This window comes from Antrihabitans stalactiti (assembly GCF_012932915.1).
GTDB classification, from domain to species: Bacteria; Actinomycetota; Actinomycetes; order Mycobacteriales; family Mycobacteriaceae; genus Antrihabitans; species Antrihabitans stalactiti.
On record NZ_VCQU01000001.1, the window covers coordinates 821,115 to 847,211 of the forward strand.

General features: G+C 65.0%; 12 protein-coding genes. 4 read left to right on the plus strand and 8 right to left on the minus strand.

The annotated features are described in order from the left end of the window. The 3 genes from FGL95_RS04080 to mqo form a co-directional block, all read right to left on the minus strand. Positions 1-1,833: a magnesium chelatase subunit D family protein gene (locus tag FGL95_RS04080; RefSeq protein WP_338079701.1), complete on the minus strand. Its 1,833-nt coding sequence runs from the start codon at positions 1,831-1,833 to the stop codon at positions 1-3. 89 nt (positions 1,834-1,922) lie between these two features. After that, the gene (locus tag FGL95_RS04085; RefSeq protein ID WP_240962773.1) at positions 1,923-2,390 is read right to left on the minus strand and encodes a GNAT family N-acetyltransferase; all 468 of its coding nucleotides are present in this window, start codon (positions 2,388-2,390) and stop codon (positions 1,923-1,925) included. A 15-nt stretch (positions 2,391-2,405) separates the two neighbouring features. Then, entirely contained in the window at positions 2,406-3,956 is a 1,551-nt protein-coding gene (gene mqo / locus FGL95_RS04090; RefSeq protein ID WP_169584887.1) for a malate dehydrogenase (quinone), read from the minus strand. A gap of 124 nt (positions 3,957-4,080) precedes the next feature. On the opposite strand from mqo, the gene FGL95_RS04095 reads away from it, so the two are divergent. Further along, on the plus strand, positions 4,081-5,133 hold the full coding sequence (locus FGL95_RS04095) for an alpha/beta hydrolase (protein ID WP_420838012.1): 1,053 nt from the start codon (positions 4,081-4,083) through the stop codon (positions 5,131-5,133). After that, the gene (gene mtr / locus FGL95_RS04100; protein ID WP_169584888.1) at positions 5,130-6,521 is read left to right on the plus strand and encodes a mycothione reductase; all 1,392 of its coding nucleotides are present in this window, start codon (positions 5,130-5,132) and stop codon (positions 6,519-6,521) included. Before FGL95_RS04095 ends, mtr begins: the two co-directional genes overlap by 4 nt. 51 nt (positions 6,522-6,572) lie before the next feature. Here the strand turns inward: mtr and FGL95_RS04105 are convergent, their stop codons facing one another. Continuing rightward, a complete protein-coding gene (locus FGL95_RS04105; RefSeq protein ID WP_169584889.1) occupies positions 6,573-7,118 on the minus strand; it encodes an alpha/beta fold hydrolase in 546 nt (181 codons plus the stop codon). 55 nt (positions 7,119-7,173) lie between these two features. Between FGL95_RS04105 and FGL95_RS04110 the strand changes: the two genes are divergently transcribed. After that, a complete protein-coding gene (locus FGL95_RS04110; protein WP_169584890.1) occupies positions 7,174-8,196 on the plus strand; it encodes a fused (3R)-hydroxyacyl-ACP dehydratase subunits HadA/HadB in 1,023 nt (340 codons plus the stop codon). 6 nt (positions 8,197-8,202) lie between these two features. Next, positions 8,203-9,249, plus strand: a complete 1,047-nt coding sequence (locus FGL95_RS04115; protein ID WP_338079702.1) for a fused (3R)-hydroxyacyl-ACP dehydratase subunits HadA/HadB — start codon at positions 8,203-8,205, stop codon at positions 9,247-9,249. Here the strand turns inward: FGL95_RS04115 and FGL95_RS04120 are convergent. The 4 genes from FGL95_RS04120 to FGL95_RS04135 are packed head-to-tail and all read right to left on the minus strand — an operon-like array spanning position 9,244 to position 26,064. Then, positions 9,244-10,794: a cobyric acid synthase gene (locus FGL95_RS04120; protein ID WP_169584891.1), complete on the minus strand. Its 1,551-nt coding sequence runs from the start codon at positions 10,792-10,794 to the stop codon at positions 9,244-9,246. The two genes, FGL95_RS04115 and FGL95_RS04120, sit on opposite strands and share 6 nt — an antisense overlap. Next, positions 10,791-11,657, minus strand: a complete 867-nt coding sequence (map, locus tag FGL95_RS04125; RefSeq protein WP_169584892.1) for a type I methionyl aminopeptidase — start codon at positions 11,655-11,657, stop codon at positions 10,791-10,793. The genes FGL95_RS04120 and map overlap by 4 nt, the downstream gene beginning before the upstream one ends. A gap of 30 nt (positions 11,658-11,687) precedes the next feature. Beyond that, on the minus strand, positions 11,688-12,677 hold the full coding sequence (locus FGL95_RS04130) for an alpha/beta hydrolase (protein WP_240962650.1): 990 nt from the start codon (positions 12,675-12,677) through the stop codon (positions 11,688-11,690). Then, positions 12,664-26,064, minus strand: a complete 13,401-nt coding sequence (locus tag FGL95_RS04135) for a non-ribosomal peptide synthetase (RefSeq protein ID WP_338079703.1) — start codon at positions 26,062-26,064, stop codon at positions 12,664-12,666. The genes FGL95_RS04130 and FGL95_RS04135 overlap by 14 nt, the downstream gene beginning before the upstream one ends. Positions 26,065-26,097 lie beyond the last annotated feature (33 nt).

Below are 26,097 nucleotides of genomic sequence, written 5' to 3' on the forward strand. Positions count from 1 at the left end.
TCAGGCGACCGCCTTGGTTGCGCTCACGACGGCCTGCGGCGTCAACTCGTCCAGTCGAAGGTAGGTGCCGCGCAGTTCGGTGGCGAGTTCGCGCGCGAGGCCGAGCCGGATCATGCCGCGTTCGCAGTCGACGACCACACTCGCGACGTTCTCCCGCGCGAGCAGTCGACCGGCGACCTTCGCGCGGTGGACAGGGTCGACCCCACCCGTGGCGCGGCCGTCGGTCAGCGTCACCACGAGGGCGCGACGAAGCGGATCGCGAACACGCTCTCGCAGGACGACCGCACGCGCACGCAACAGTCCTTGTGCCAGCGGGGTTTTCCCGCCCGTCTGCATCGAGGCCAGCCGCCGCACGGCGATCTCGACCGACGAGGTCGGAGGCAGCACAAGCGCCGCTTTCTGACCTCTGATGGTGATTACCGCGACCTTGTCCCGGCGTTGGTAGGCGTCGCGAAGCAACGACACGACCGCACCGGTGACCGCACTGAGGCGGTCACGCGCGGCCATCGAGCCGGAAGCGTCGACGACGAAGATCACGAGATTGCCTTCCCGGCCTTCTCGATGGGCACCGCGGAGGTCCTGGGGTTCGAGCACCAGCCGGCCCTGCACACGTCCGCGCGCGTGCTGGTGCGACGCAGCCGCGAACACAGTGCCGAGGAGGTGCAGTCCTTTGTCTCGCTCGGTCGTCGGGCGAACGACGCGACCATGCCGCCCCTGGGCACGCGAACGACGACCGGGCGCACCTTCCCCGACGCCAGGCACTTCCAGCCGCGGCGGCTTCACAGACTGTGCGCGATTTTCACCCTTGGGAGGGTTAGACGCGCGCACGGGGGGCTGGCCGCCCCCGTCGGGGCCACCGTCATCTGGACCGTCTCCGCCATCCGGACCGTCACCGTCGCCTTCCGGCTCAGGCGGCTGTGGTTGCTCGTCTGCATCACGCAACGCCTCGTCGAGAGCTTCGGGGTCCAAGCCGGGCTCGTCGAAGGGGTCACGGCGACGACGGTGCGGGAGGGCAAGTTCACAGGCGACGCGGACGTCTTCCTCCTCCACTGCAGTCGCACCACGCCAAGCAGCGTGGGCGGTCGCGGTGCGAGAGATGACGAGGTCCGCACGCATGCCGTCGACGTCGAACGCCGCACACACCGACGCGATGCGGCGCAGTTCGATGTCGCTCAACTCGACCTCGTCGAGTGCGTCGCGCGCCGCTGCGATCTTCTTGGCTAGGAGACGGTCGTCCTCGGCGTAGCGGGCGGCGAAGGCGTCGGGGTCGCGTTCGTAGTCCAGCCGACGTCGAACCACCTGCATTCGCACGTCCACATCTCGCGACGCAGTGACGTCCACGGCCAAGCCGAAGCGGTCCAGCAGTTGTGGCCGCAACTCCCCTTCTTCGGGGTTCATGGTTCCCACCAGCACGAAACGCGACGGATGCGAGTGGGAGACGCCGTCGCGTTCGATGTGGACTCGGCCCATCGCCGCGGCGTCGAGCAACACGTCGACGAGATGGTCGTGCAACAGGTTCACTTCGTCCACGTACAGGACGCCCTCATGGGCGGCCGCGAGCAAACCAGGCTGAAATGCCTGCTCGCCGTCGCGCAACACCTTCTCGAGATCCAACGACCCGATCACACGGTCTTCGGTGGCGCCGATCGGTAGCTCGACCAGCCGCGACCGACGCGGACCGGCCTCGTCGGCGACGGGTGGCAACAGCGCAGCCAATGCGCGGACGATCGTGGATTTGGCGGTCCCCTTCTCGCCCCGCACGAGAACACCACCGATGCCTGGGTGCACGGCGCACAGCACCAGCGCCAACCGCAGCCGATCCTGACCGACCACCGCGCTGAACGGAAACTCAGCCCCGGCGACATCCCCCGTCGCTTCGCTCGCCCCGACGACATCCCCCGTCGCTTCGCTCGCCCCGGCGATTAGAAACCACCCCGACGCATCGGGACGTGCGGAATGCCGTCTTCGATGAATTCGGGACCGTCGAGCTTGAACCCGTGCCGGGAGTACATGTCGACAAGGTAGGTCTGCGCGTTGATGCGACAGTTCGTCGAGCCGACCTCGGCCAATGCGGCCTGCAGCAGCCGGGTCGTGTGACCGCGTCCGCGCGCTGTCGCGGCCGTGCACAGCCGACCGATCCGGAACGATTTCACGCCGTCGTCGTGCTCTTCCAGCAGCCGGAGGGTGCCTATGATCTCGCCCTGTTCCTCCAGCCAGAAGTGACGTGTTTCGACCAGCAGGTCGCGACCGTCCAACTCCGGATACGCGCACTTCTGCTCGACCACGAAGACTTCGACACGAAGCTTCAGCAGCCGGTACAAAGTCTCCGTACTCAGGTCGAATGCCCACGAACGCTTGAGGGTTGCCTTCGGAGCTACGAGATCAGCCATCATGGCCTTTGACTATCACACCGGAGCAGAGTCGGCGACTTGGGCATCCGCCTCAGGCTCCGGCTGTGGTTCCGCGACCGGCTCGTCACGAAGCTGAAGCGTCTTCGACGTCCAGGCCCACACCTCGTCGAACAGCGCGGGATTCGTCGCCAGTTTCACGCCCAGCGAAGGAATCATTTCCTTGAGCTTGGGCTCCCAGCCGCTGTACTCCTTCGAGAAGCAGCTCTTCAATACATCGAGCATTGCGGTGACCGCGGTGGACGCACCCGGCGATGCGCCGAGCAGGCCGGCGATGCTGCCGTCTTCTGCCGTGATGACCGCCGTGCCGAATTCGAGGACACCGCCGACGCCCTTCTTGCGGATGACCTGAACGCGCTGACCGGCGGTGATCAGCTCCCAATCCTCGGCAACCGCCTCGGGAACGAACTCCGACAGCGTGCGGACCTTCTTCGCGTTCGACGCCAGCAATTCGCTCACCAGATACTTGGTCAAGCCGAGTTCGGTGAGTCCGACGCCGATGAGCGACGTCAGGTTGTTCGCACGAATTGACCGGAAGAGGTCTGTGTTGCTGCCTTCCTTGAGGAACTTCGGCGACCAACCCGCATACGGACCGAACAGCAGGCCAGGCTTCTTGCCGATCACGCGGGTGTCGAGGTGAGGAACCGACATCGGCGGTGCGCCGACTGCAGCCTTGCCGTACACCTTCGCGCCATGCTGCGCGATGAGTTCGGGATTGGTGCTCCGGAAGAACGCACCGCTGACCGGGAAGCCGCCGAAGCCCTTGGCTTCCTTGATGCCTGCCTTCTGCAGGAGCGGTAGCGCGCCGCCGCCGGCCCCGACGAAGACGAACTTCGCGTTGATGTGCTTCTTGGCACCGGTGCGGTTGTTGACGACCTTGAGATTCCAGCTGCCGTCGGACTGCTTCTTCAGGCTTCGCACGTCGTGGCCGAAGTACACCTTCGCACCGGACGACGACAGGTAGTTGAGGTACTGCTTGGTGAGTGCGCCGAAGTCGACGTCCGTGCCCCCCTCGGACCAGTTCAACGCGATGGGATCGCTGAAATCGCGGCCTTTGCCCATCAGCGGAAGCCTGCGGGTGAACTCGGCGGGGTCGTCGATGTACTCCATGCCGGGAAACAACGGGTTGTCGCGCAGCGCTTCGTAGCGCTTGCGCAGGTAGGTCACATTGTCTTTCCCATGCACGAAGCTCACGTGCGGAATCGGGTTGACGAAGTCCTTCGGGTCGTCGAGCACGCCGTTCTCGACCGCGTGGGCCCAGAATTGCCGCGAGACCTGGAACTGCTCGTTGACCGTGATGGCCTTCGACACGTCGACCGATCCGTCGGCGTTCTGCGGCGTGTAGTTGAGCTCGCACAGCGCCGAGTGGCCGGTGCCTGCGTTGTTCCAGGGGTCGGTGCTCTCGGCAGCAGCGGCGTCGAGCCGCTCGAAGAGCATCACGTCCCAGTCAGGCTGCAATAGCCGCAGCATTGCTCCGAGGGTCGCGCTCATAATGCCCGCCCCCACGAGCACAACATCGGTCTTCTGGACTGCGGCTGCATTCGACACTGGAATTTCGATCCTCGTCCTCGTGCGTGGGTTGTCTAGGGCGCACGCGCTACGGTACCCGGCGGCAATACACCCGTTATTGTGCACCTCGCTATGCGGTATCACCGCCCGCTAGATTGGAATTGTGACGCAAACCCCTGACACAGGGTCAACGGTCCGATCCGCATCCGGTCGAGCCGAATGGGTTCCTGACGTTCTCGGCGACGACTATCAGCGAACGACCATTCCACTCGGCACAGACCCGGACGGCGAAGGTCAGATCGAAGCAACTCTGGTCCGATTTCGGCCAGCCAATTCACGGCCGGCGAGCGCCGGTCCAGTCCTCTACATCCACGGCAGATCCGACTACTTCTTCCAGCGCCACGTCGCGGAATACTTCGCCGAGCGTGGATATGCGTTCTATGCCCTGGACCTGCGCAAATGCGGCCGGTCGACGCGGCCGGGTCAGACGCCGCACTATGTGACCAACTTCGCGTATTACGACCGCGAACTCGATGAGGCGATGCGTATCATTCGCGGCGAATCGGCAGGCGCACCCGTATTGCTCGTCGCGCATTCCACCGGAGCGCTGACCGTGTCGCTGTGGATGAACCGGAAGAACCGATCGAGCGCGGGGCACGGCGTTTCCGGGATGATTCTCAACAGTCCATTCTTCGATCTGCCGGGTCCGGCATATCTGCGCAGCATTGTGCTCACCGCATTCATCGAAGGAGCCGGTTGGCTGCGCAGCCACAGCGAAATTCCCAGGACCAGCGGCGACGACGCCTACGGGGCGAGCATCCATTCCAGCCTGCGCGGTGAATGGGATTACGACTTGGATTGGAAGCCGCTCGGCGGCTACCCGGTCCAGTTCGGCTGGCTACGCGCGGTCCGGCGGGCGCACAAGGCGGTCCAGCGTGGTCTCGATGTGGGCGTACCGACGTTGATCTTGCGCTCCAAGCTGAGTAGCCGCGCGAAGCAGTTCGGCGACGAAATCGACGTCGTCGATGCTGTACTCGACGTGACGCAGATCCAGCGGTGGGCGGGGTGCCTCGGTGATCGAACTACTGTCGTACCGATCACCGGCGCCCGCCACGACGTGCTCCTGTCCGCCGCAAAACCGCGGGCCAAGGCGTTCGCGGAGATCGGCAATTGGCTCGACTGGCTGCACACCTATCTGGACGAGGCGGATACATGACCGACGATCAGCACTTCGAGCTCGCGATCATCGGGACGGGTTCTGGCAACACGATCCTGACGAAGCAGTTCGCGGGCAAGAAGGTCGCACTGATCGAGGAAGGCACGTTCGGCGGCACCTGCATCAATGTCGGCTGCATTCCGACGAAGATGTTCGTCTACGCCGCCGAAGTCGCACAAACCATTCGGCACTCGGCGCGCTACGGCATCGATTCCAGTCTCGACAAGGTCCGATGGACCGACATCATCGACCGCGTCTTCGGCCGGATCGATCCGATCTCGGTCAACGGTGCCCAGTTCCGGAGCACAGGAACGCCTGGGACGACGCTGTTCACAGCTCACGCGCGTTTCGTCGGGCCACGGAAACTCGCGTTGGCCACCGGCGAGATCATCACTGCCGATCAGGTCGTCATCGCGGCAGGCTCACGAGCGATCGTCCCACCCGAAATCGCCGACAGCGGTGTGCCTTTCCACACCAGCGACGACATCATGCGGTTGCCCGAATTGCCCGAGCGACTGGTGATCATCGGCGGTGGCTACATCGCAGCCGAGTTCGCGCACGTGTTCTCGGCGTTCGGGGTATCGGTCTCGATCATCGCCCGCGGCGAGAAGTTGCTGCGCCATCTCGATCACGACATCGCCGACCGATTCACTGCGCTCGCGCAAGAGAAGTGGGATGTCCATCTGGGCAACACGGTGCGGACCGTACACAAGGTCGAGGGCGGCGGCATTTCGGTCGAACTCACCGACGGCACGCGAGTCGACGGCGACGCTCTGCTCGTTGCGGTAGGCCGCGTCCCGAACGGTGATCGGCTGGACCTGCAGGCAACGGGCGTCGACGTCGACGATGCCGGTCGTGTCGTCGTCGACGAGTACCAAAGGACCACGGCAAAAGGCATTTTCGCTCTCGGCGACGTGTGCTCGCCGAAGCAGCTCAAGCACGTCGCCAATCACGAGGCGCGGGTGGTGCGCGACAACTTGCTGCGCGACGCGTGGGCTTCCACCGACGGCTTGGTCCGGGCCGACCACCGCTTCATCCCGTCCGCCGTCTTCACCGACCCTCAGATCGCCGACGTCGGCATGACCGAGGAGCAGGCCCGCGACGCTGGTCTCGACATCGCGACCTACGTGCAGGACTACTCCGATGTGGCATACGGCTGGGCGATGGAAGACCACGAAGGCGTCTGCAAGGTGATCATCGAACGCGGAACCGGCAAGATCTTGGGCGCTCACGTCATGGGTGCGCAGGCACCGACCGTGATTCAGCCGTTGATCCAGGCGATGCAGTTCGGGCTCGACGCGCGGTCGATGGCACGAGGTCAGTACTGGATCCATCCCGCGCTTCCCGAGGTGGTCGAGAACGCGTTGCTGGGCGCACTGAAGCATTAACGCTCGTGAGTCTTTTAGGAGTCCAGGGACTCCTAAAAGACTCACGACCGCCTACCAGGAACTAGTCCGCAGCACGATCTCGGTCGCCATCTCGTGGCTCGCCTCGGCCGGGATGTTCGCTATCCCGTCGAGTGCGACGACGCGAAAATCGGAGTACACGTACCGCCCGCTCTGGTCCGCCTGCTGGCGGGCATCGGCGTGGCCGACCATGACCGTCGTCGGCAGTTCGACTGGCGCACAATCGGAACCGAGGACCTTGGGATGGGGCCGGTCGGTGACGACGAGGCTCGCGAACCGGCCGAAGCTGCGGGCGGCGAGCAACCAGGCGAGCTCCGCCCCTTCCCGTGCGCCGACGAGATTCGCCCAGCCGACCTTGAGCTGATCGAGCATCGCCAGGACGGCGGCCTCGTCGAGGCCCTCGATCGACTCGGGCGCCACGGTCCGTAGCCCGGAGTTGTGCAGTCGCGCGGCGACTGCGTCGTAAACATCGGCGGGATCCCCCGCACCGGGGAGCAGCAACACCACATGGCTGCTCTCCGGACCGTTCAGACGAACATCGATCCCAGCTTCACCGGCCCCGACCCGGACACGTTCCATGACATTCGAAGGTACGCGAAAGTCGGCCTTTTCATGGTCGAGTACTGTCGCGCCGATGGAGAACCTGACGATCGATTCCGCGGCTCTGGTGGGCCGGGGCTATCGGATGGTGGACTACTACGAGGTAGGCCGGGAAAAGATTCGCGAATTCGCCCGTGCAGTGCAAGATTTCCAGCCTGCACACTGGAGCGAAGACGCCGCTGCCGACCTCGGTTACGACCGGCTGATCGCACCCGTCACCTTCGGCTCGATCATTTTCATGATCGTCAACCGTGCACTCTTCGACGGTTTGGCGGGCTACGACATGAGCCAACTCCTGCAAGCCGATCAGATCCTCGAACTGCACCGACCCGTCGCCGCTGGTGACCGTCTGGTCTGCAGCGTCGAACTGTCGTCGTTTCGGCGGGTCGCCGACAACGACTTCATCGTCGTCAAGAACGTCCTGGCCACCCAAGACAACGAACTCGTGCAGGTCTCGCACACCACCGTCGTCGCGCGCACCGGCGACGAAGTCGACCCGGCGATCGCTGAAGCAGCCGAAAGCGTTGTCATGCATGGGGTCTCGCTCGCCGATCGACTCAGCGCCACCGACGGCGCGAAGCTGATCGAGACAGTCGAGGCACCCCAGATCGCGCCTGCCACGCACATCCCGAGAACGAGCATGCGTTTCGAAGACCTGTCGGTCGGCGATGTGTTGCCGTCGAAACCGCTCCGCGTGTCGCGCGGCGACCTCGTCAACTACGCCGGAGTGGCGGGCGACCCGAATCCGATCCACTGGAACGACGGACTTGCTGCGCTGGTCGGGCTGCCGAACGTCGTAGCGCACGGCATGCTCACCATGGGCATGGCGGCGGGTTTCGTCACATCCTGGCTCGGCGATCCGGCAGCGCTGACCAAATTCAGCGTCCGCTTCACCGGCATCGCACCGATCGATCCGCACAAGCCGCAAGCGATCGAATTCACCGGCCGAATCAAGTCGCTCGATGCCGACAAACGTACCGCCGTCGTCGCACTCGCCGCGCACTACGAAGAGCGAAAGCTGTTCGGTCGAGCAACAGCCGAGGTACGCCTCCGGTGACGGTGCGTGCGCGATACTGAATTCGTGGAAGATTCGGCGTTCGATCCTGCAGCGTTGGTGGGCCAGCACTACCGGTCCGATGACTATTACGAGGTCGGGCGCGAAAAGATCCGCGAATTCGCGCGCGCAATCCAGGACCTTCATCCGGCGCACTGGCGCGAAGCCGATGCGAAAATACTCGGCTACGACGCCCTACTCGCGCCGCTGACCTTCCTGTCGATCGTCAGCATGCTGGCCCATCGCAAGCTGCTCGACGCGATGGTCGGCTACGACTTCAGTCAGTTCCTGCAAGCAGACGCGGTCCTCGAATTGCATCGGCCGATCATGGCGGGCGATCGACTGGTCTGCGATGTGTCCATGGAGTCCTACCGGCAATACGCGGGCAACGATTTCTTCGTGACGAAGAACGTCGTCACCACCCAGGACAACGAACTCGTTCAGACGACCTATACGACGATCGTCGCCCGGACCGGTGACATCGTCGATCCTGCGATTTCGCGCAGAGCGGCGAACGTGATCATGTCCGGCGTCTCCCACGACGACCGGCGCAAGGCGGCACTAGGTGCGGTCCCGATCGCCGAGCGAGCCGACCCCGGACCGCCGCACGAGCCGCCGCCGCACGAGCCACGCACCGATCATCGCTTCGACGACCTCGCGGTCGGCGACGAACTCCCACGCCAGATTGCGAGGGTTACGCGTGGTGACCTGGTCAATTACGCGGGCGTATCCGGCGACCCCAACCCCATTCACTGGCACGACAGCGTTGCCGCTCTCGTCGGCCTGCCGACCGTCGTGGCGCATGGCATGTTCACCGCCGGCCTCGCTGCGGGCTACCTCACCTCATGGTTGGGCGATCCCGCGGCGGTGACGAAGTACAGCGTCAGGTTCGCGGGATTTGCACCGGTCGAGGCGGAGGAGGCGGTGTCGTTCGAATTCAGCGGGCGAGTCAAATCCCTCGACGCCGATCAACGCAGCGCCGTCATTGCGTTGGGCGCAACCGCCGGTGGCCGAAAGCTGTTCGGCCGCGCGACTGCCGAGGTGCGCCTCTCATAGTCGTGAGTCTTTTAGGAGTCCCTGGACTCCTAAAAGACTCACGAGGGTGGGTAGGTCGGCGGGCGGGCCGTTGTGGATCAGGCCGAGGATTGCGTCGATGTCGACGTGCTGCTCCACCAGGTCGGCGAGCAGATCGAGCTGGGCTTCGCGAACCGCAGCGACCGAGGTATCCGGCGCGACGGTGAAACCCGTTCTGCCACTGTGCCGTGCAACGTCGGTGAGGAAGGTGCGACGAAAGTCGTCGCTCTCGAAAAGGCCGTGCCAATGAGTTCCGACGACCGCCCCGCGCACACTGCCTTCGGGCTGACCGTCGGACTCGAGCAAGGCCGTGTCGCCGTTGTGCGTCACGCGACCGTGGTGAATCTCGTAGCCGTGCACCGGAGTTCCGGCCGCGTGCCCCTCGACGCGGGCCAGGACTTTCGCATCCTCGAACTTGACCGCCAGGTCGAGCGCATCCAGGCCTGCCACCTCACCGGCACCGGATTCGACGTCGTCGACGATCGTGCGACCCAGCATCTGGTACCCGCCGCAGATGCCGAGGATCGGCTTTCCCGCAGCCGCCCGATCGACCAGCACATCCGCAATCCCGTTGGCGCGCAACCATGCCAGGTCGGCCACGGTCGACTTGCTGCCAGGCACCACGACAAGGTCCGCACCGGCCAACCGAGACGCTTCGCTCACCCAACGGACCGAGACTCCCGGCTCACACGCCAGGGCCTCGATATCGGTCGAATTCGAAATCCGTGGCAGCCGAATCGCAGCGACGGTCAGCCACTCGCTCCCGTACGGCTTTCCGGGCCGACCGACGGCAGTGTCGGCGACCGTGCCCAACGAGTCCTCCGCGTCGAGCCACAGGTCGTTGCTGAACGGAATGACGCCATACGTGGGCCGACCGGTGAGCTCGCGTAGGCGCACCAAGCCCGGCTCCAGCAGCGACACATCGCCGCGGAACTTGTTGATCACAAATCCGGCGATCAGCGCTTGGTCTGCTTCGTCGAGAATCGCAACTGTGCCGAACAAGTGGGCCAGCACTCCCCCGCGGTCGATATCGCCGACCACGATCACGGGCAACGATGCCTCCTGCGCCAGCCCCATGTTCGCGAGATCGGTTGCGCGCAAATTGATCTCGGCAGGCGAACCGGCACCCTCACAGATCACGATGTCGAATTCCGCTCGCAGCGAAGCCAATTCAGCCGCTACGACGGACCGCAGCTCCTCGCGACGGGTGAAGTAGTCGCGCGCACCGACCGACCCCACGGCCCGACCGCGGACCACCAACTGAGACGTGCGGTCACTGCCCGGTTTCAACAGCACGGGATTGAACCGGACGCTCGGTTCCAGACCGCAGGCCTGCGCCTGCAGCGCCTGCGCGCGGCCGATCTCGCCGCCGTCGAGCGTCACCACAGAGTTGTTGGACATGTTCTGCGCCTTGAACGGCGCGACGGAAAAGCCCCGCCGCGCGAGCAACCGGCACAGCCCGGCGACGACGACACTCTTGCCCGCATCCGACGTGCAGCCGGCGACGAGCAGGGCGCCACCGATCATGGAAGGGTCAGGATCTCAGCGCCCGTATCGGTGACGACCAGCGTGTGTTCGAACTGCGCAGTCCATTTGCGGTCTTTGGTGACGACGGTCCAGCGGTCGGGCCAGATGGTGTAGTCGATATTCCCGAGGTTGATCATCGGCTCGATAGTGAACGTCATCCCTGGCTCGATGATCGTCTCTACCGACGGCTCGTCGTAGTGCAAGATCACCAGACCGTTGTGGAATGTCGTTCCGATGCCGTGACCGGTGAAGTCCCGGACCACGCCGTAGCCGAACCGATTCGCGTACGCTTCGATGACCCGACCGACGACGTTGAGCGCGCGACCCGGTTTGACCGCCTTGATCGCCCGCATCGTCGCCTCATGGGTGCGTTCGACGAGCAGGCGGTTCTCTTCGGACACGTTGCCGGCGAGGAAGGTTGCATTGGTATCGCCGTGCACGCCATCGATGTAGGCAGTGACGTCGATGTTGACTATGTCGCCGTCTTCGATCACCGTCGAGTCGGGGATCCCGTGGCAGATCACCTCGTTGAGCGACGTGCAGCACGACTTCGGGAAGCCCCGATAACCCAGCGTCGACGGGTAGGCACCGTGATCGAGCATGAACTCGTGCGCGATGCGGTCCAGCTCGTCGGTCGTCACTCCCGGCGCGACCGCCTTACCCGCTTCCTGGAGCGCCCCTGCCGCAATCTTGCTCGCGACCCGCATTGCTGCGATCGTCTCAGGCGTTTGTACCCAAGGCTCGCTGCCTTCGACAGCCTTCGGCTTCCAGACATATTCGGGCCGCGCGATGCGTTTGGGTACCTCACGTATCGGCGTGGGCGTGCCCGGGACCAGCGGTTTGCGGGCAGTCGGAGCAGACATGGCTACCAGACTATCCGCAACCCGCCGAGGCTAAACGCCCAGCGACGCCGCGATGATCGGCCAGGAGCGATGGAGATCGTCCTGCCAGTAATCCCACGAGTGCGTTCCTGCAGGCCGGAAGTTGTAGGTCGCCGGGATGCCGAGCGAGTCGAGCTTGGCTTGCAACGCCCGGGTGCACGCGTTGACGATCGTCTCGATGCTGCCGCCGACGAGCATCTGGCTCAACAGCATCCCTGGACTGCCCTCGACGTTGCGGCCACCGAGATTGTCGAACTGACCAGGCAACCCGTTGCCAGCCGAGATGTAGAGCGCCGTACCGCGCAACTTGTCGGCATTGAGCAGCGCGTCGTTCCGTAGCCATTCCGGACTTCCTTCGGGGCCCCACATGTTCATCGTGTTGCCACCGCCACGGACCTCGACGACAGCACGCACGAACGCGGAGCCGAGGGGATCGCTGGTGCCGGCGCACCCGCTGTACGCCGATGCGCTGCGATAGAGACCGGGCGCCTGCTCGGCGAGCGAGAGCAACGCGCTGGCCGACATGGAGATGCCGGCGATCGCGTTGAGACCGTTCGTCCCGAGCATGGAATTGATGGCAGGCGGGAGTTCCTGCGTGAAGAAGGTCGTCCACTTGTTCCGGCCGAGAACCGGGTCGTCGCGCAGCCAATCGGTGTAATAGCTCTGCTTGCCGCCGATCGGGATCACGACGTTGACCTTTTTGTCGGCAACGAAGCTCGCGACGTCGGTATGCACCAACCAGTCCCACGGCGGTTCTTCGCCGCCTGCTGCACCGTTGAGCAGGTAGAGCGTCGGCCGCGGCACACTCGCATCGTTCGGCCGAATGATGTTGAGACGGATATCTCTACCCATGGCGGGCGAATAGACCGACACGTCCATGACGTTGGGCGCCGGGTCGGCGGACGCACCACCAGCGGCAGCGACCGGCGCCACGAGGGCAGCGACGAGCACTGCGGTCTGCGCGCCACGCTTCAGTGCGCGGGTGAAATCAGCGCGATGCAAGGTTGGTACCCACCTTCGATCCGATGTTGCCAGGACTGCTTGTACTGCTGAGTTCGAGCGAAGCGTCGACGATCGGACCGATCGTTGCCAACGCCGCCACCGTCGTCATCCGCCAGTGTGTCGCCTCGACCGCGTGGTTGCGAACGTCGCCGCTGACGAACGGACGCCAAAGATCTGCCAATCTTGTTCCCGTCGGATCGTCCTCGACCGCCGTGAAGAACACAAGGTCTCCTTCGAAGACGGTCGGCTGATGCCGCCGAAGTACGTCCGATGTGCCGATCGCGGTGCGCAACATCCGCTCGATTCGTCCCGCGGTCAGTGCTGCGAACGGACCGGGCAACTGGGCGAGGAACGCGGCAGCCGTTTCCGGTTGCAGCTCGGCCGTGTCGATCTCCAGACCGTCCAGCTCGATGCCGAGACCGCCGAGCAGGTCGGTCGGCGCGGGTGCTGCCGCGGACATGTCGTCGAGCTCCACGCCGAACCCGCTGTCGAGCAACCCGAGGAACGCCACCTGGTGCCCCAGCACCTGCAACCGGACCGCGATCGCATGAGCGATCACGCCACCGAGCGACCAACCCAGCAAGCGATAGGGTCCGGCGGGTTGGATCGAGAGGATTTCGCGGACATAGCGATCGGCCGACTCATCGATCGTCGGCGCGCTCACGACGTCCTCGGTCACCGACGGCGACTGCAGCCCGTAGATCGGCCGGTCGTGGTTCAGATGCGGAATGAGACCCGTGTAGCACCACGACAGTCCGACGACCGGATGGATACAGAACAAGGGACCCGCAGCCGACGCACCGACGCGCATCGGCAGCACCACATCCAGGGACGAGTCGCGACCGGTCTGGTCGGCCTCGCTGATGCGGCGCGCGATCGAGGCCGGCGTCGGGTCGGTGAACAGCCACAGCAGCGGCACATCGATCCCAGCGTCGTCGCGAAGCTGCGCGACGAGGCGCGTTGCAAGCAAGGAATTCCCGCCTAGGGCGAAGAAGTTGTCGTCGAGGCCGACGGATTCGACGCCGAGCAGCACACCGAACGCCGAGGCGACGGAATGTTCGAGCGGGGTGCGCGCACCCCGATGGATCGCAACGGCGAAATACGGCTCCGGCAGGGCTTTTCGGTCCAGCTTGCCGGTCGACGACACCGGCAGCTCGTCCAGCACGACGACCGTCGACGGCACCATGTAACTCGGCAACACCGATCGCAGCCAGACTGTCACAGCGTCCTTGTCGATGTCGGTCCCCCCGACGTACCCGACCAGTTGCTGACCGAGTCTCGGATCGTCGCGCACCACAGCGACGGCGCGGACCACTCCTGCGAATCGACTCATTGCCGATTCGACCTCACCCAATTCGACTCGCTGCCCTCGCAGCTTCACCTGGAAGTCGGTGCGTCCCACGTACTCGAGCACACCGTTCGCCGTCCAGAAGGCCAGATCGCCTGTGCGATACATGCGTTCACCGACGTGGAACGGGCTTGCGACGAACCGATCAGCCGTCAGATCAGGACGGCCCACGTACCCCTGCGCCAGTTGCGCACCGGCGAGATACAACTCTCCTGGCACGCCGATCGGGACTGGGCGCAATCGCTGGTCCAGCACGAAAACCTGTGTGTTCCAGACGGGTACACCGATCGGCACCGACGATCTGCCTGTGCCGTTCGGCTCGAAATAGGTGACGTCGATTGCCGCCTCGGTCGGTCCGTAGAGGTTGTGCAGAGCCGCATTCGGCAGCACCGCGCCGAACACGTCGGCCGTGTGCGTCGGCAATGCCTCCCCGGACGCGACGACGTGCCGCAACGACACGCAGTCCAGCACGGCCGGTTCCGCCAGGAATGCACCCAACATCGACGGCACGAAATGCGCGACACTGACGCGCTCGTCGACGATCAAACGAACCAGATACGCGGGATCGCGATGCCCGTCGGGGGCAGCGATCACCAGGCGCGCGCCAGTGTGCAACGGCCAGAACAACTCCCACACCGATACGTCGAACGTCGCGGGCGTCTTGAAGAGCACCGCATCGTCGCGATCGATCGGGTACTCGTGCTGCATCCACGCGAGCCGGTTCACGACAGCGCTATGGCTGACGGTGACGCCCTTCGGCCGACCCGTCGACCCTGACGTGAACAGCACGTACGCCGCATTGCCCGGCCGCAGTGGACTGCGTCGGTCTGCGTCGGTGATCGGCGAGCCGGCGTAGGAATCGAGACCAACGACGTCCGAGGCATGAAGCACGACAATCGGTTCCGCGGATTCGAGCAGCAACGCTGTTCGCTCGTGCGGCTGATCCTCGTCGATCGGCACGTAGGCGGCACCCGTCTTGATCACCGCATAGACGGCCACCAGCAACTCCACGGACCGACCGATCGCGATGCCGACCAACTCTCCAGGGCCTGCCCCTGACCCGATCAGCTGCCGCGCCAAGCGATTCACACGCGCGTCGAACTCGCCGTAGGTCAACGACGTGCTACCACACACCAATGCCACGGAATCCGGTGCAGCGCTGACCTGTTCGTCGAACAGATCCACCAGCGTCGCCACCGGCACGGCGTGGTCGGTCGCATTGCGGTCCAACAGAATGTGCGAGCGCTCATCGTCGGATGTGAGTTCGAGGTCACCGATCGGAGTTGCCGCATCGGTGCCGACCTGGTCGAGAATTCGCGCGTACATGTCGGCGAATCTGCGCACCGTGGACTCGTCGAACAGGTCGGTGGCGTAGGTGAACGAAGCATCGAGCAGGCCCGGGTTGCCGTCCTCGTCGAATCGGCTGCTCACGGTGAGGTGCAGATCGAATTTGGCTACGGGAAGCTCGAATTCGATGGGAGCGACGGCAAGACCGTGTAGTTCGCCAGCGACCACGGGAAGGTTCTGCAGGGTCAACGCCACCTGGAACAACGGGTGTCGCGCCGTCGACCTGGTCGGGTTGAGGACTTCGACCAGCCGCTCGAACGGAATATCGCTGTGCCCGAACGCTGCGAGGTCGACATCGCGGGCGTGATCGAGCGTTGCCGCGAACCCCGCGGCGGGATCCAGCGTGGTCCGCAACACGAGCGTGTTGACGAACATGCCGATGAGCTGGTCGAGTTCGGGCTCGCCGCGCCCTGCGACCGGTGCACCGATCGCCACATCCGTGCTGGCCGTCAGCCGCGAGAGCAACACCGCGAGAGCCGAATGCAGAACCATGAACAACGAAGAGTTGTGCTGCGACGCCAGCGCGAGGAGTGAGTTGTGCCGGTCGGCGTCGATGGCGAAGTTCACCGTAGCGCCGGCATAGCTCTGCAACGCCGGTCGCGAGCGGTCCGTCGGCAGGTCGAGCTGGTCGGGAAGGTCGGCGAGTTGCTTTGTCCAGTAGGCGATCTGCTCGGCTGCGAGCGACTCCGGGTCGTCTTCGCGGCCCAGAATGCGTCGCTGCCACAAGCTGTAGTCGGCGTATTGGACGGGTAGCGGTTGCCAGGTCGGCGCGGTGCCTGCCGACCGCGCAAAGTACGACGCCATGACGTCGGTCGCGAGGGGCGCGAGCGACCAGCCGTCCGCACAGATGTGATGGACGACGATCACCAGGACGTGCTCGTCCGGTGAACCGGCAACCTGGAACAGCGCCGCACGCAGCGGCACTTGCTCGGTGAGGTCGAACCCGGCCATCGCGAGTTCGGCTGTGGCACGGCGAATCCGGGACTCGTCGGCCGTGATCGGCGTCAGGGTCGGGACCACGTCCGCTGCGGGCCTGATCACCTGATGCGGTCCGTGCCCGGACTCGGGATAGACGGTCCGCAGCGATTCGTGCCGGTCGACCACATCGGCGAACGCCGCCTGCAGTGCGGCCACATCAAGTGCGCCGGTCAGGCGAAGCGCGAGCGGGAGGTTGTTGGCCCCCGACGTCGGGTCGAGCCGGCCCAGGAACCAGATCCGTTGCTGTGCAGGCGATAACGGAATTTCAGCAGGCCGCTCCCCTGCGACGAGTCGTGGTCGATCGGTGCGCGCGACCTCGTGCACGGCGACGGCGAACGCCTGCACGGTCGGTGCGTCGAACAACACCCGCACCGAAACATGGCGGCCCAGTTCGGCTCCGACGCGCGCAACGACCTGGGTCGCCGAAAGCGAGTTACCGCCGAGGGCGAAGAAGCTGTCGTCCAAGCCGACCCGCTCGGCTCCCGTGACATCGCCGAACACGCCGGCAACGACAATTTCGGTGTCGGTGGTCGGCAGCCGGAAACTGTGGGTCGCCGAACCGAAGACGGGTTCGGGCAGCGCCTTTCGGTCTAGCTTGCCGGTCGCGGTCAGCGGGACATCGGCAATAGGAATGATTTGCACCGGCACCATGTACGCGGGCAACACCCGGCGAAGCTCCTCGAGTGCGGCACCAGGGTCGACCGTCGCACCTGGGAACGGGCGAATGTAGGACACCAGCACAGTCTGTCCCGCAACCTCGTGCCCGACCGTGACCGCGAATTCCACGCCCGGATGCGCGCAGAGCGCGGCATCGATCTCGCCGAGCTCGATGCGCAGGCCACGGACCTTCACCTGGAAATCGCGGCGTCCGACGAACTGCAGCTCGCCGCTCGCCGACCAGCGCACCATGTCGCCCGTTCGGTACATGCGGTCGCCCGGGTCGCCGAGGCCGCTGGCGACGAATCGTTCCGCGGACAGCGCCGCTCGCGACAAATAGCCTCGCGCCAACGCCGGACCGGCCAGGTACAGCTCGCCGACGACGCCCACCGGTACCGGGTGCAGCCGCGAATCCAGTACTGCAACACCGAATCCGCGGACCGGACGACCGATCGACACGGGCGCGCCAGCGACCAACGGGTCTGTGCAGGTCGCCCACACCGTCGTCTCGGTCGGACCGTACCCGTTGAACATGTGCCTGCCGGGCGCCCAGCGGGCGACCAGTTCGGGCGGGCAGACATCCCCGGCGACGATGACTGTCGTCACCGTGTCGATGCCCCGATGGTCGACCGACCCCAGTACGGCGGGCGTGACGACAACATGCGTCACCGCGGCGTCGACGAGTAACGAGCCGAGTTGCGCCCCACCGATCACGTCCTGCGGAGCGAAGACGACCGTCGCTCCCACACCGAACGCCATCAGATTCTCGAAAACCGTCGCATCGAAACTGGGCGATGCCGCGTGCAGGACACGGGAATCGGACGTGACCGCGAACCGGGTGCGTTGCTCGTCGACGAGGTTCGCCAGTCCGCGTTGGGTGACGCCGACGCCTTTGGGGAGCCCCGTCGATCCCGACGTGAAGATCACGTACGCCAGGTTGCCGGGCAGCACGGGCGCGCGGCGCTCGCTGTCGGTGAGCGGTGCGGCCGACTCGCTCGACGAAGCATTGTCGGCCTCGTCGAAAGTCGACCAGTGCACGGCGCTCGGCAGGTCTACGCCCGCCTCCGTGAGTCCGAATGCCGCGGCGGAATCGGCGAGAATCCGAACGATCCGCTCCTGTGGCAACCTCGCGTCGACCGGCAGGAACGCCGCGCCCGTCTTGGTAACGGCCCACATCGCGACGACGAATTCGACCGAGCGTCCAAGTCCGAGGGCCACACACATGTCGGAGCCGACGCCCAACCCGATCAGCCAGCGAGCGAGCCTGTTCGAGCGCTCGTCCAGTTCACGGTAGGTCGTCTCCACACCGTCGGCCCACAATGCGATCGCGTCGGGATCGCGGTTCGCGGCAGCCGCAAACACCTCAGGCAACGTTCGCTCGTCCAGACACGGCGCCCCGCGCACCGGCGCGAGGGCCATGCGGTCAGCAGTTTCGAGGATGTCGATGTCACCCACCGGCACTGTGGGCTCGGCGACGACCGCAGCAAGAATCCGGACGAACATCGCGGCAAAGGACTGGACCGTCGAGTCGTCGAAAAGGTCTGTTGCGTAGGTGAAGACGCCGCGATAGCCGTCACCGGTTCGGTGCGGAACCAGCGTGAGTTGCAGATCGAACTTTGCGACGTGCGGATCGATCAGCTCGATCTGTGTACGCAGCCCAGGTAGATCGAACTCTGTGAGCGCCGCCTCGTCCAGCAGGAGTGCGACCTGGAACAGCGCGTGCCGACCACGGTCACGTGGCATTCCGAGGACGTCGACCAACTTCTCGAATGGCACGGCGCTGTTGCCCAACGCAGCGAGATCGACGTCCCGCGTTCGTGCCACTATCTCGGAAAATCCTGCTGCCAAACCGATTTCGGTCCGCAGGACGAGAGTATTGACGAACATGCCGATGAGTTGATCGAGTGCGGGATCGCCACGACCGTCGACTGCCGTCCCGATGACGATGTCGTCACTGTCGGAGAAGCGGCGCAGCAACACCGCGAGCAGTGCATGCGCGACCATGAAGACGCTGGCGTTGTTGTCGCGCGCGAGATCGCGCATGCCGCGATGGAGTTCTGCCGAGATCGCGAAATCGACTGTGCCACCGCGGTGCGACGGCTCGGCGGGACGTGGCCGGTCCGTCGGGAGGGCTGTCCGGTCCGGCAGTCCGGCCAGGGTCCGACGCCAGTACGCCAACTGCTCGGCCATCGCCGATCCGGCTTCGCCTTCACTGCCGAGTAGCTCCAACTGCCACAACGTGTAGTCGGCATACTGCAACGGGATCGGGTCCCATTGCGGCGCTTCATGGCTCGCGCGTGCGCTGAACGCCCGCATGACGTCGATGGCCATGGGCGGTATCGAACCGCCGTCCGATGCGATGTGATGCAACACGACAGCGAGGACGTGCTCGTTCGAGTCGAGGCGGAACAGCGCCAGCCGCAACGGCATGTCGGTGGTGATGTCGAACCCACGCATTGCGAATTCAGTTAGCCGGCTCGGCAATTCGCCGGCAGTGACCGGCCGGACGGCCAGGTCGGCGACAGTGCCGTCGGCAGCATGAATTAGCTGGTACGGACCCTGCGCCGTCTCAGGATAGGTCGTCCGCAGCGATTCGTGCCTGGCGACGACGTCGGCCAATCCCGCTCGCAGGGCAGCCACATCCAGTTCGCCGACGAACCGGACGGCGAACGGCAAGTTGTACGCAGGAGATTCCGGGTCGTATCGGTTGAGGAACCAGATCCGCTGCTGCGCAGGCGAAAGCGGCACGCGATCCGGCCGTACGCGCGGACCGAGCACCGGCCGCTTTCGGCCCGACTTGGCAACGTCGGCAAGCCGAAGGGCGAGTTCGCCTGGGGTCGGCGATTCGAACAACAGCCGCAATGGCACATCTATGTCGAGTGCCGCCCCGATCCGCGAGGCGACTCTCGTTGCGATCAGCGAATTTCCACCGATTGCGAAGAAGTTGTCGTCGAGACCCACGCGGTCGCGACCGAGCACCTCGGCCAGTGTCGCGACGACGGCCTCCTCGACCGCGTTGGTTGGCGCACGGTATTCCGGCGCCGAGTAGTGCGGAACCGGCAGTGCCTTGCGGTCGAGTTTGCCGGTCGCTCCGAGCGGAAACTGCTCCAAGACAACGATGTCCGGCGGCACCATGTAGCTGGGCAAGCGCGCAGTGAGGCGCTGGCGGAGCACACCGACATCCACGACGATGTCGTCGCCCGCTCTCGTGACGTACGCGACCAACCTGGCCTGGCCCGGCGCGTCCTCTCGAACAAGCGCGACGGCCTGACCGATCTCGTACTGATCGAGCAATGCCGCTTCGATCTCACCGAGTTCGATCCGGAGACCGCGAAGCTTGACCTGAAAGTCCGTGCGGCCCAGGTATTCCAGGGCGCCATCGCGGTTACGCCGAACTAGGTCACCGGTCCGGTACATGCGCTCACCCGCAGGTCCGGCTGGGTCGGCGACGAAACGGTCGGCGGTGATGCCCGGTCGGCCCTTGTAGCCGCGCGCCAGTTGCTCACCTGCCAAATACAGTTCACCGGCAACGCCGACCGGCACGGGGTGCAGCCGCTCGTCGAGGACGTACGCGTCGGTGTTCCAGACCGGCCCGCCGATCGGAATCGTGGCATAGGTTGTGTCAGCGGCTATTTCGAAGTAAGTCGCGGTGACGGTGACCTCGGTCGGACCGTAGAAGTTGCCGAGCCGAAGGCCCCGTTCGGTCGCGCTGCGGGCAGTGGTGGGCGAAATCGCCTCACCACCGACGTAGATCATGCTCAGGCTGTCGGGCAGCGTGAGTTCCGGCGTCGTCAGCACGATGTCCAACATCGACGGGACGAACTCGGCGATCGTGACGCGCTCGCGGTCGATCACGTCGATCACGTGGGCGGCATCGAGGTGACCGTCGGGGCGCAGGACAACCAGCCGACCGCCGACCCCGAGCACGGCGAATACTTCCCACACCGACACGTCGAACGTCACCGGCGCTTTGAGCAGCACGCGATCGGCTGCGGTGATCGGCAGGTCGGTCTGCATCCAGCCCAGCAAGTTGACGGCCGCGCGATGGGAGACTTCGACACCCTTCGGCCGACCGGTCGATCCCGACGTGAAGATCACGTACGCCGCGTTAGACGCGTGCAGTCGCGCGACTCTGTCGACATCGCGGACCGGCGTCGAGTCGACCTGCGATAGGTCAAGAGTGTCGACCTCGAGCGAGACGTAACCGTCGACCGCGAACCGGCCCGCCGTCGTCAATACACAAGCGCATGTGGCCGATTCGAGAACGTAACGCGTCCGCTCGACCGGCTGGTCGGGGTCGATCGGAACGTACGCCGCGCCCGCCTTGACGACGGCGTAGATTGCCACGAGGAGTTCGACGGAACGGTCCATGGCAACCGCGACCGTCGACTCCGGACCGATGCTGTTCGCAATCAACAGCCGTGCCAGCTGGTTTGCCCGGCTGTCGAATTCGGCATAGGTAAGGGTCGCGTCCTCGGCAACGATGGCGACGGCATCCGGACTGCGCAGCACCTGCTCGTCGAACAGGTCCAGGATTGTCAGGCCCGGCACCTCGACTGCAGCGCCGACGAGCGCCGAGGGCTCCTCACTTCCGAGGACAGCGATGTCACCGATCGGGGTAAGTGGCTGTTGGACAACCGAATCGAGGATCAGGCCGAACCGCCGCACGAACCCACGCACGGTCTGCTCATCGAAAAGATCGGTGGCGTAGTTGAACACGACACCGATTCCGCCGACCTCGGGCCGTTCGGTCACTGTGACGCGCAGGTCGAACAGCGCGAGTCCGGTGTCGATCTCCTCGGTCTGGGCACTCAATCCAGGCAATTCGACCGCCGTCGTATCGACGTTCGCGGCAGCGAGCATCACTTGAAACAGCGGGTGATGCGCAGTCGAGCGAGCCGGATTCAACACCTCGACCAGTCGCTCGAACGGGATATCGTTGTGCCCGAAAGCACCGAGCGCGACCTCGCGGCACGTAGACAGCAGAGTGGCAAACGACTCGCCGGGATCGACCTGCGTGCGCAGCACCAGGGTGTTGACGAACATGCCGACGAGATCGTCCAATTCGCGTTGGCCGCGGCCGGCGACAGGCGTGCCGACTGCGATGTCGCGACCTGCGCCGAGCCTGTTCAACAGCACCGTCAACGCAGCGTGCATGACCATGAATACGGTCGACTCATGCTGTTGTGCAAGCACTTTGATGAGCTGGTGGGCATGCGGATCGATGTCGAATTCGATGCTCGCGCCACGGTACGACGCGACCGGTGGCCGAGGCCGGTCCGTCGGCAATTCGATGCTGTCGGGCAGCCCGGCCAAGGTTGCCTTCCAATACTCGAGCTGACTACCCGCGAGCGAGTCGACATCCTCGTCGCTGCCGAGCAGGTCATGGTGCCACAGTGAGTAATCCGCGTACTGCACAGGAAGTGGAGCCCACACCGGTTCGACACCAGCACATCTCGCGACATACGCAGCCACGACATCTTTGGCCAGCGGACCCATCGACCAGCCGTCGGCACTGACGTGGTGGACCACGATCGCAAGGACATTTTCGTCGGGGCCTGACGCGACGAGCAGCGCTCGGACCGGTACCTCGTGCACGAGATCGAAGCCGCGAGAAGCGAATTCACGGAGGATTTCGGATAGTTCCGCGGGGCCGCTTGCCGTGACGACTGGCAGCGCGAGGTCGATGTCGTCGACGACGACCTGGTGCGGTCCAGCATCGGAATCCGGATACAGCGTCCGCAGCGATTCGTGCCGAGCGACGACATCACGCATCGCAGTGGCGAGCGCCGATACGTCGAGCGCTCCGGTCAGCCGCACGGCGAAAGGAATATTGGCTGCGGCGGACGACGGATCGAGCCTGTTCAGGAACCACAGCCGACGCTGGGCAGGTGAGAGCGGAACGATGCTCGGGCGCGGACCGACCGCCAACCGGCGTGCGGAGCTGCCGCCCAATGCGAGTTGCGCGTCCACGCGCGACGCCAGACCGGCAACCGTCGGCGCCTCGAACACGTCACGGACGACCACGTCGGCCGACAGTGCCGCGCTTGCGCGAGCAGCCAACTGCGTTGCGGTCAAAGAGTTTCCGCCGAGCTCGAAGAAGTCGTCGTCGATACCGACGGCGCTCGCACCCACGATGTCGGCCATCGTGTCTGCGATCAGTCGCTCGGTGACGGTGCGCGGCGCGCGATACGGTGCGTCGGTGGTGAAGACCGGCTCGGGCAACGCTTTTCGGTCGAGCTTGCCGACCGGCGTGAGTGGAATTCGGTCGATCTCGATGATGTGCGCAGGAACCATATGCGGCGCAAGTGAACCGGCGATATGGGCGCCCAATTCACCGACGTCGACCGTGCACCCGTCGGCAGCGACGACGTAGGACACCAGACCGGCGGCCCCACGCGTCGGCGTGTGCAGCACCGTCGCCGCGAATCCGATCGTGGGATGTGTTACGAGCGCTGCGTCGATCTCACCGAGTTCGATGCGGAAACCACGCACCTTGACCTGCGAGTCTGTGCGACCGATGAATTCGAACGATTCGGCGCCACGGGTCCAGCTGACCGCGTCACCCGTTCGGTACATCCGCTCCCCCGGTGCACCCCACGGGTTTGCCACGAATCGCGCAGCAGTCAATCCAGCACGGCGGTGGTAGCCGCGTGCCAGTCCGGCGCCGGAAATGAAAACTTCACCGACCGCACCGACCGGCACGGGCCGCAAGCGCGAGTCGAGCACGACCATGCCCGTTCCGCCGATCGGTCCGCCGATCGCGGCGCCATCACCCGGAGCGACGGCATCGCTGATCGCCGACATGATCGTCGTCTCCGTCGGCCCATAGGCGTTGAAGAATCGTCTCGCGCCCGCCCACCGATCGATGAGGTGCGTCGGCACCGTTTCGCCACCGACCAGGAGATGAGTCAGGCAGTCGAGCCCCGTCGGATCGACAGACGCGAGCGCGGACGGCGTCATGAACGAATGGGTCACCTGGTGCTCGGTGATGACAGCGTGCAATTCGTGGCCGCCGAACACACCGGGCGGCGCGATCACCAGCGTCGCGCCTGCTCCGAAAGCCAGGAGGTATTCGAAGACGGACGCGTCGAAGCTGGGCGAGGACACATGCAGGACGCGCGATTCGCTGCTCGTCGCGTACCGCTCGCGTTGCTCGATCGCGAAATTGTGCAGTCCCGAATGCGTGACCGCTACACCTTTCGGGCGACCCGTCGATCCCGAGGTGAAGATGAGGTAGGCGACGGCGTCCATGTGTACATCGACGGAGACTGCGCTGGGCTCCCCTGAGCCTTCGCCGTCATCGATGACCAACCAGTCGAGGGTCGCAGGCAGGAGGTCATGGTCGGCCGCGGTCGTGATGCCGATGATCGCCCCGGAGTCGTCGAGCATGTGCGCGACGCGCTGCGAGGGATAGTCGGGATCGACCGGAACGAATGCGCCGCCGGATTTCGCGACGGCCCAGATTGCCACAATCGATTCGATGGAACGTCGAAGTGCTACCGCGACATAGGTTTCCGGTCGCACACCGCGCTCGACCAAGAGCGCGGCCAGTCGATTCGACCGGTCGTCGAGCTCGCGATAAGTCAGCGATGTGCCTGCACTGGTGACTGCGATCGAATCGGCGTGCTCGGCTGCAGCGGCGGCGAAGAGCTCGGGCAGAGTCAGCGTCGAACCGCCGGGCCGACCCAGCCGCGGCGCGAGGCGTGCGCTCTCTGTGTCGTCGATCAGGTCCAGGTCGGCGACCCGGACGGTCTCGTCGGCCGACATGAACTGTTCGAAGAACCGCACGAACCGCGAATGATGTTCGGTCAGCTCGTCGACGTCGTACCGATGCGGATTGGCTTCGAAATCGATGTGCGTGCGTTGGCCTGCGACGGACGGATACAGGTTGACCGCGAAGTCTTCGACGGGGCCGGTCGACAGGACATGGAATTCGCCGATGACGTCGCCGAGCCGGATCTCGCTGTGAAACAGCATGATGTTTACGACCGGACCGAAAAAGCCGCGCTCGGCGGGCGGGTAGCCGCTGTCGTTTCGGATGTCCTCGTGCCGGTAGCGCTGGTGCCGCAGCGCCCCGACCAGCGCCGTCTGCGCTGCCGTAATCAATTCAGCGACGGTCGTGGACTCCGTCACGTGCAGTCGCAAGGGCACGATGTTCGACATCATCCCGCCCGAGTTTCGCAACGCGATCGAATTCCGGGCCGTGACGGGCAGGCCGAGGACGATGTCGTCGGACGCCGTCATCCGCGCCAGATACGCGGCAAAGCCGGCCACCGCGAGCGGCGCCGCGCTGGACCGTTTGGCGACTTGGTCGAACAACTCCGACGCAGCTGCGGACAGCGCGTCGGTGCAGACGAGGGACTCGGCGGACAGCCCGGCCGGTGGACGTCGTGACAGGCTCGGGGGCGACGGGAATCCCTCGGTCTGCCCGATCCAGTACTGCTGGTCTTTGAGGAAGCGGTCCGAGATTCGGTACTTGTGCTCGCTCTCGGCGATCGCCGACTGCGGCAGCGCGCGACTCGGCGGGGCGGGGCTGCCGGTCTTGGCCGCCGTGTAGAGCTCGGCAACGCGATGCATCAGGTTCATCGCACCGAGACCGTCGATGCCGATGTGGTGGATGCGCGCGAACCAGTAGTAGTGGTCGTCGGCGAGACGAAGAATGGCCACTGAGCCGAGCCGGTCGGTCAGGAGGTCGAGCGGCGCGGCGGCTGCATCGCGCAACCACGCCTGCGCAGCCTTTTCGGGGTCCGCGGCAGCGCGAAGATCGTGCTGGCTGACCGTCATGTCGAGGCTCGGGTCGAAGATCTGCCGAGGCTCGCCGCCTTCCTCGATTATTCGCAGCGTCGCCGTTCCGAACTCGGCGCCTGCGATCGGTCCGACGGCGGCGAGCAGGTCGGCGTCGAAGTCGCCACGGATCTCGACATACTGCGAGATAGTGATCGGGACATCGCCAGCGAGTTGTTGAGCGTGCCAGAGCCCGAGTTGCGCAGGCGACAGCCGGAACGACCGACCTGTTTCGCCTACCAAACCACACCCGACTTCACGACGCGACACTCCCGATTGACGACCCCTCCCCGAAGAGGCCTA

What these genes read in the sequence shown, in the direction of transcription:
- FGL95_RS04085 (WP_240962773.1), bottom strand. Translation starts at nt 2,390, where the DNA reads ATGGCTGATCTCGTAGCTCCGAAGGCAACCCTCAAGCGTTCGTGGGCA.
- mtr (WP_169584888.1), top strand. Translation starts at nt 5,130, where the DNA reads ATGACCGACGATCAGCACTTCGAGCTCGCGATCATCGGGACGGGTTCT.
- FGL95_RS04105 (WP_169584889.1), bottom strand. Translation starts at nt 7,118, where the DNA reads ATGGAACGTGTCCGGGTCGGGGCCGGTGAAGCTGGGATCGATGTTCGT.
- FGL95_RS04110 (WP_169584890.1), top strand. Translation starts at nt 7,174, where the DNA reads ATGGAGAACCTGACGATCGATTCCGCGGCTCTGGTGGGCCGGGGCTAT.
- FGL95_RS04120 (WP_169584891.1), bottom strand. Translation starts at nt 10,794, where the DNA reads ATGATCGGTGGCGCCCTGCTCGTCGCCGGCTGCACGTCGGATGCGGGC.
- map (WP_169584892.1), bottom strand. Translation starts at nt 11,657, where the DNA reads ATGTCTGCTCCGACTGCCCGCAAACCGCTGGTCCCGGGCACGCCCACG.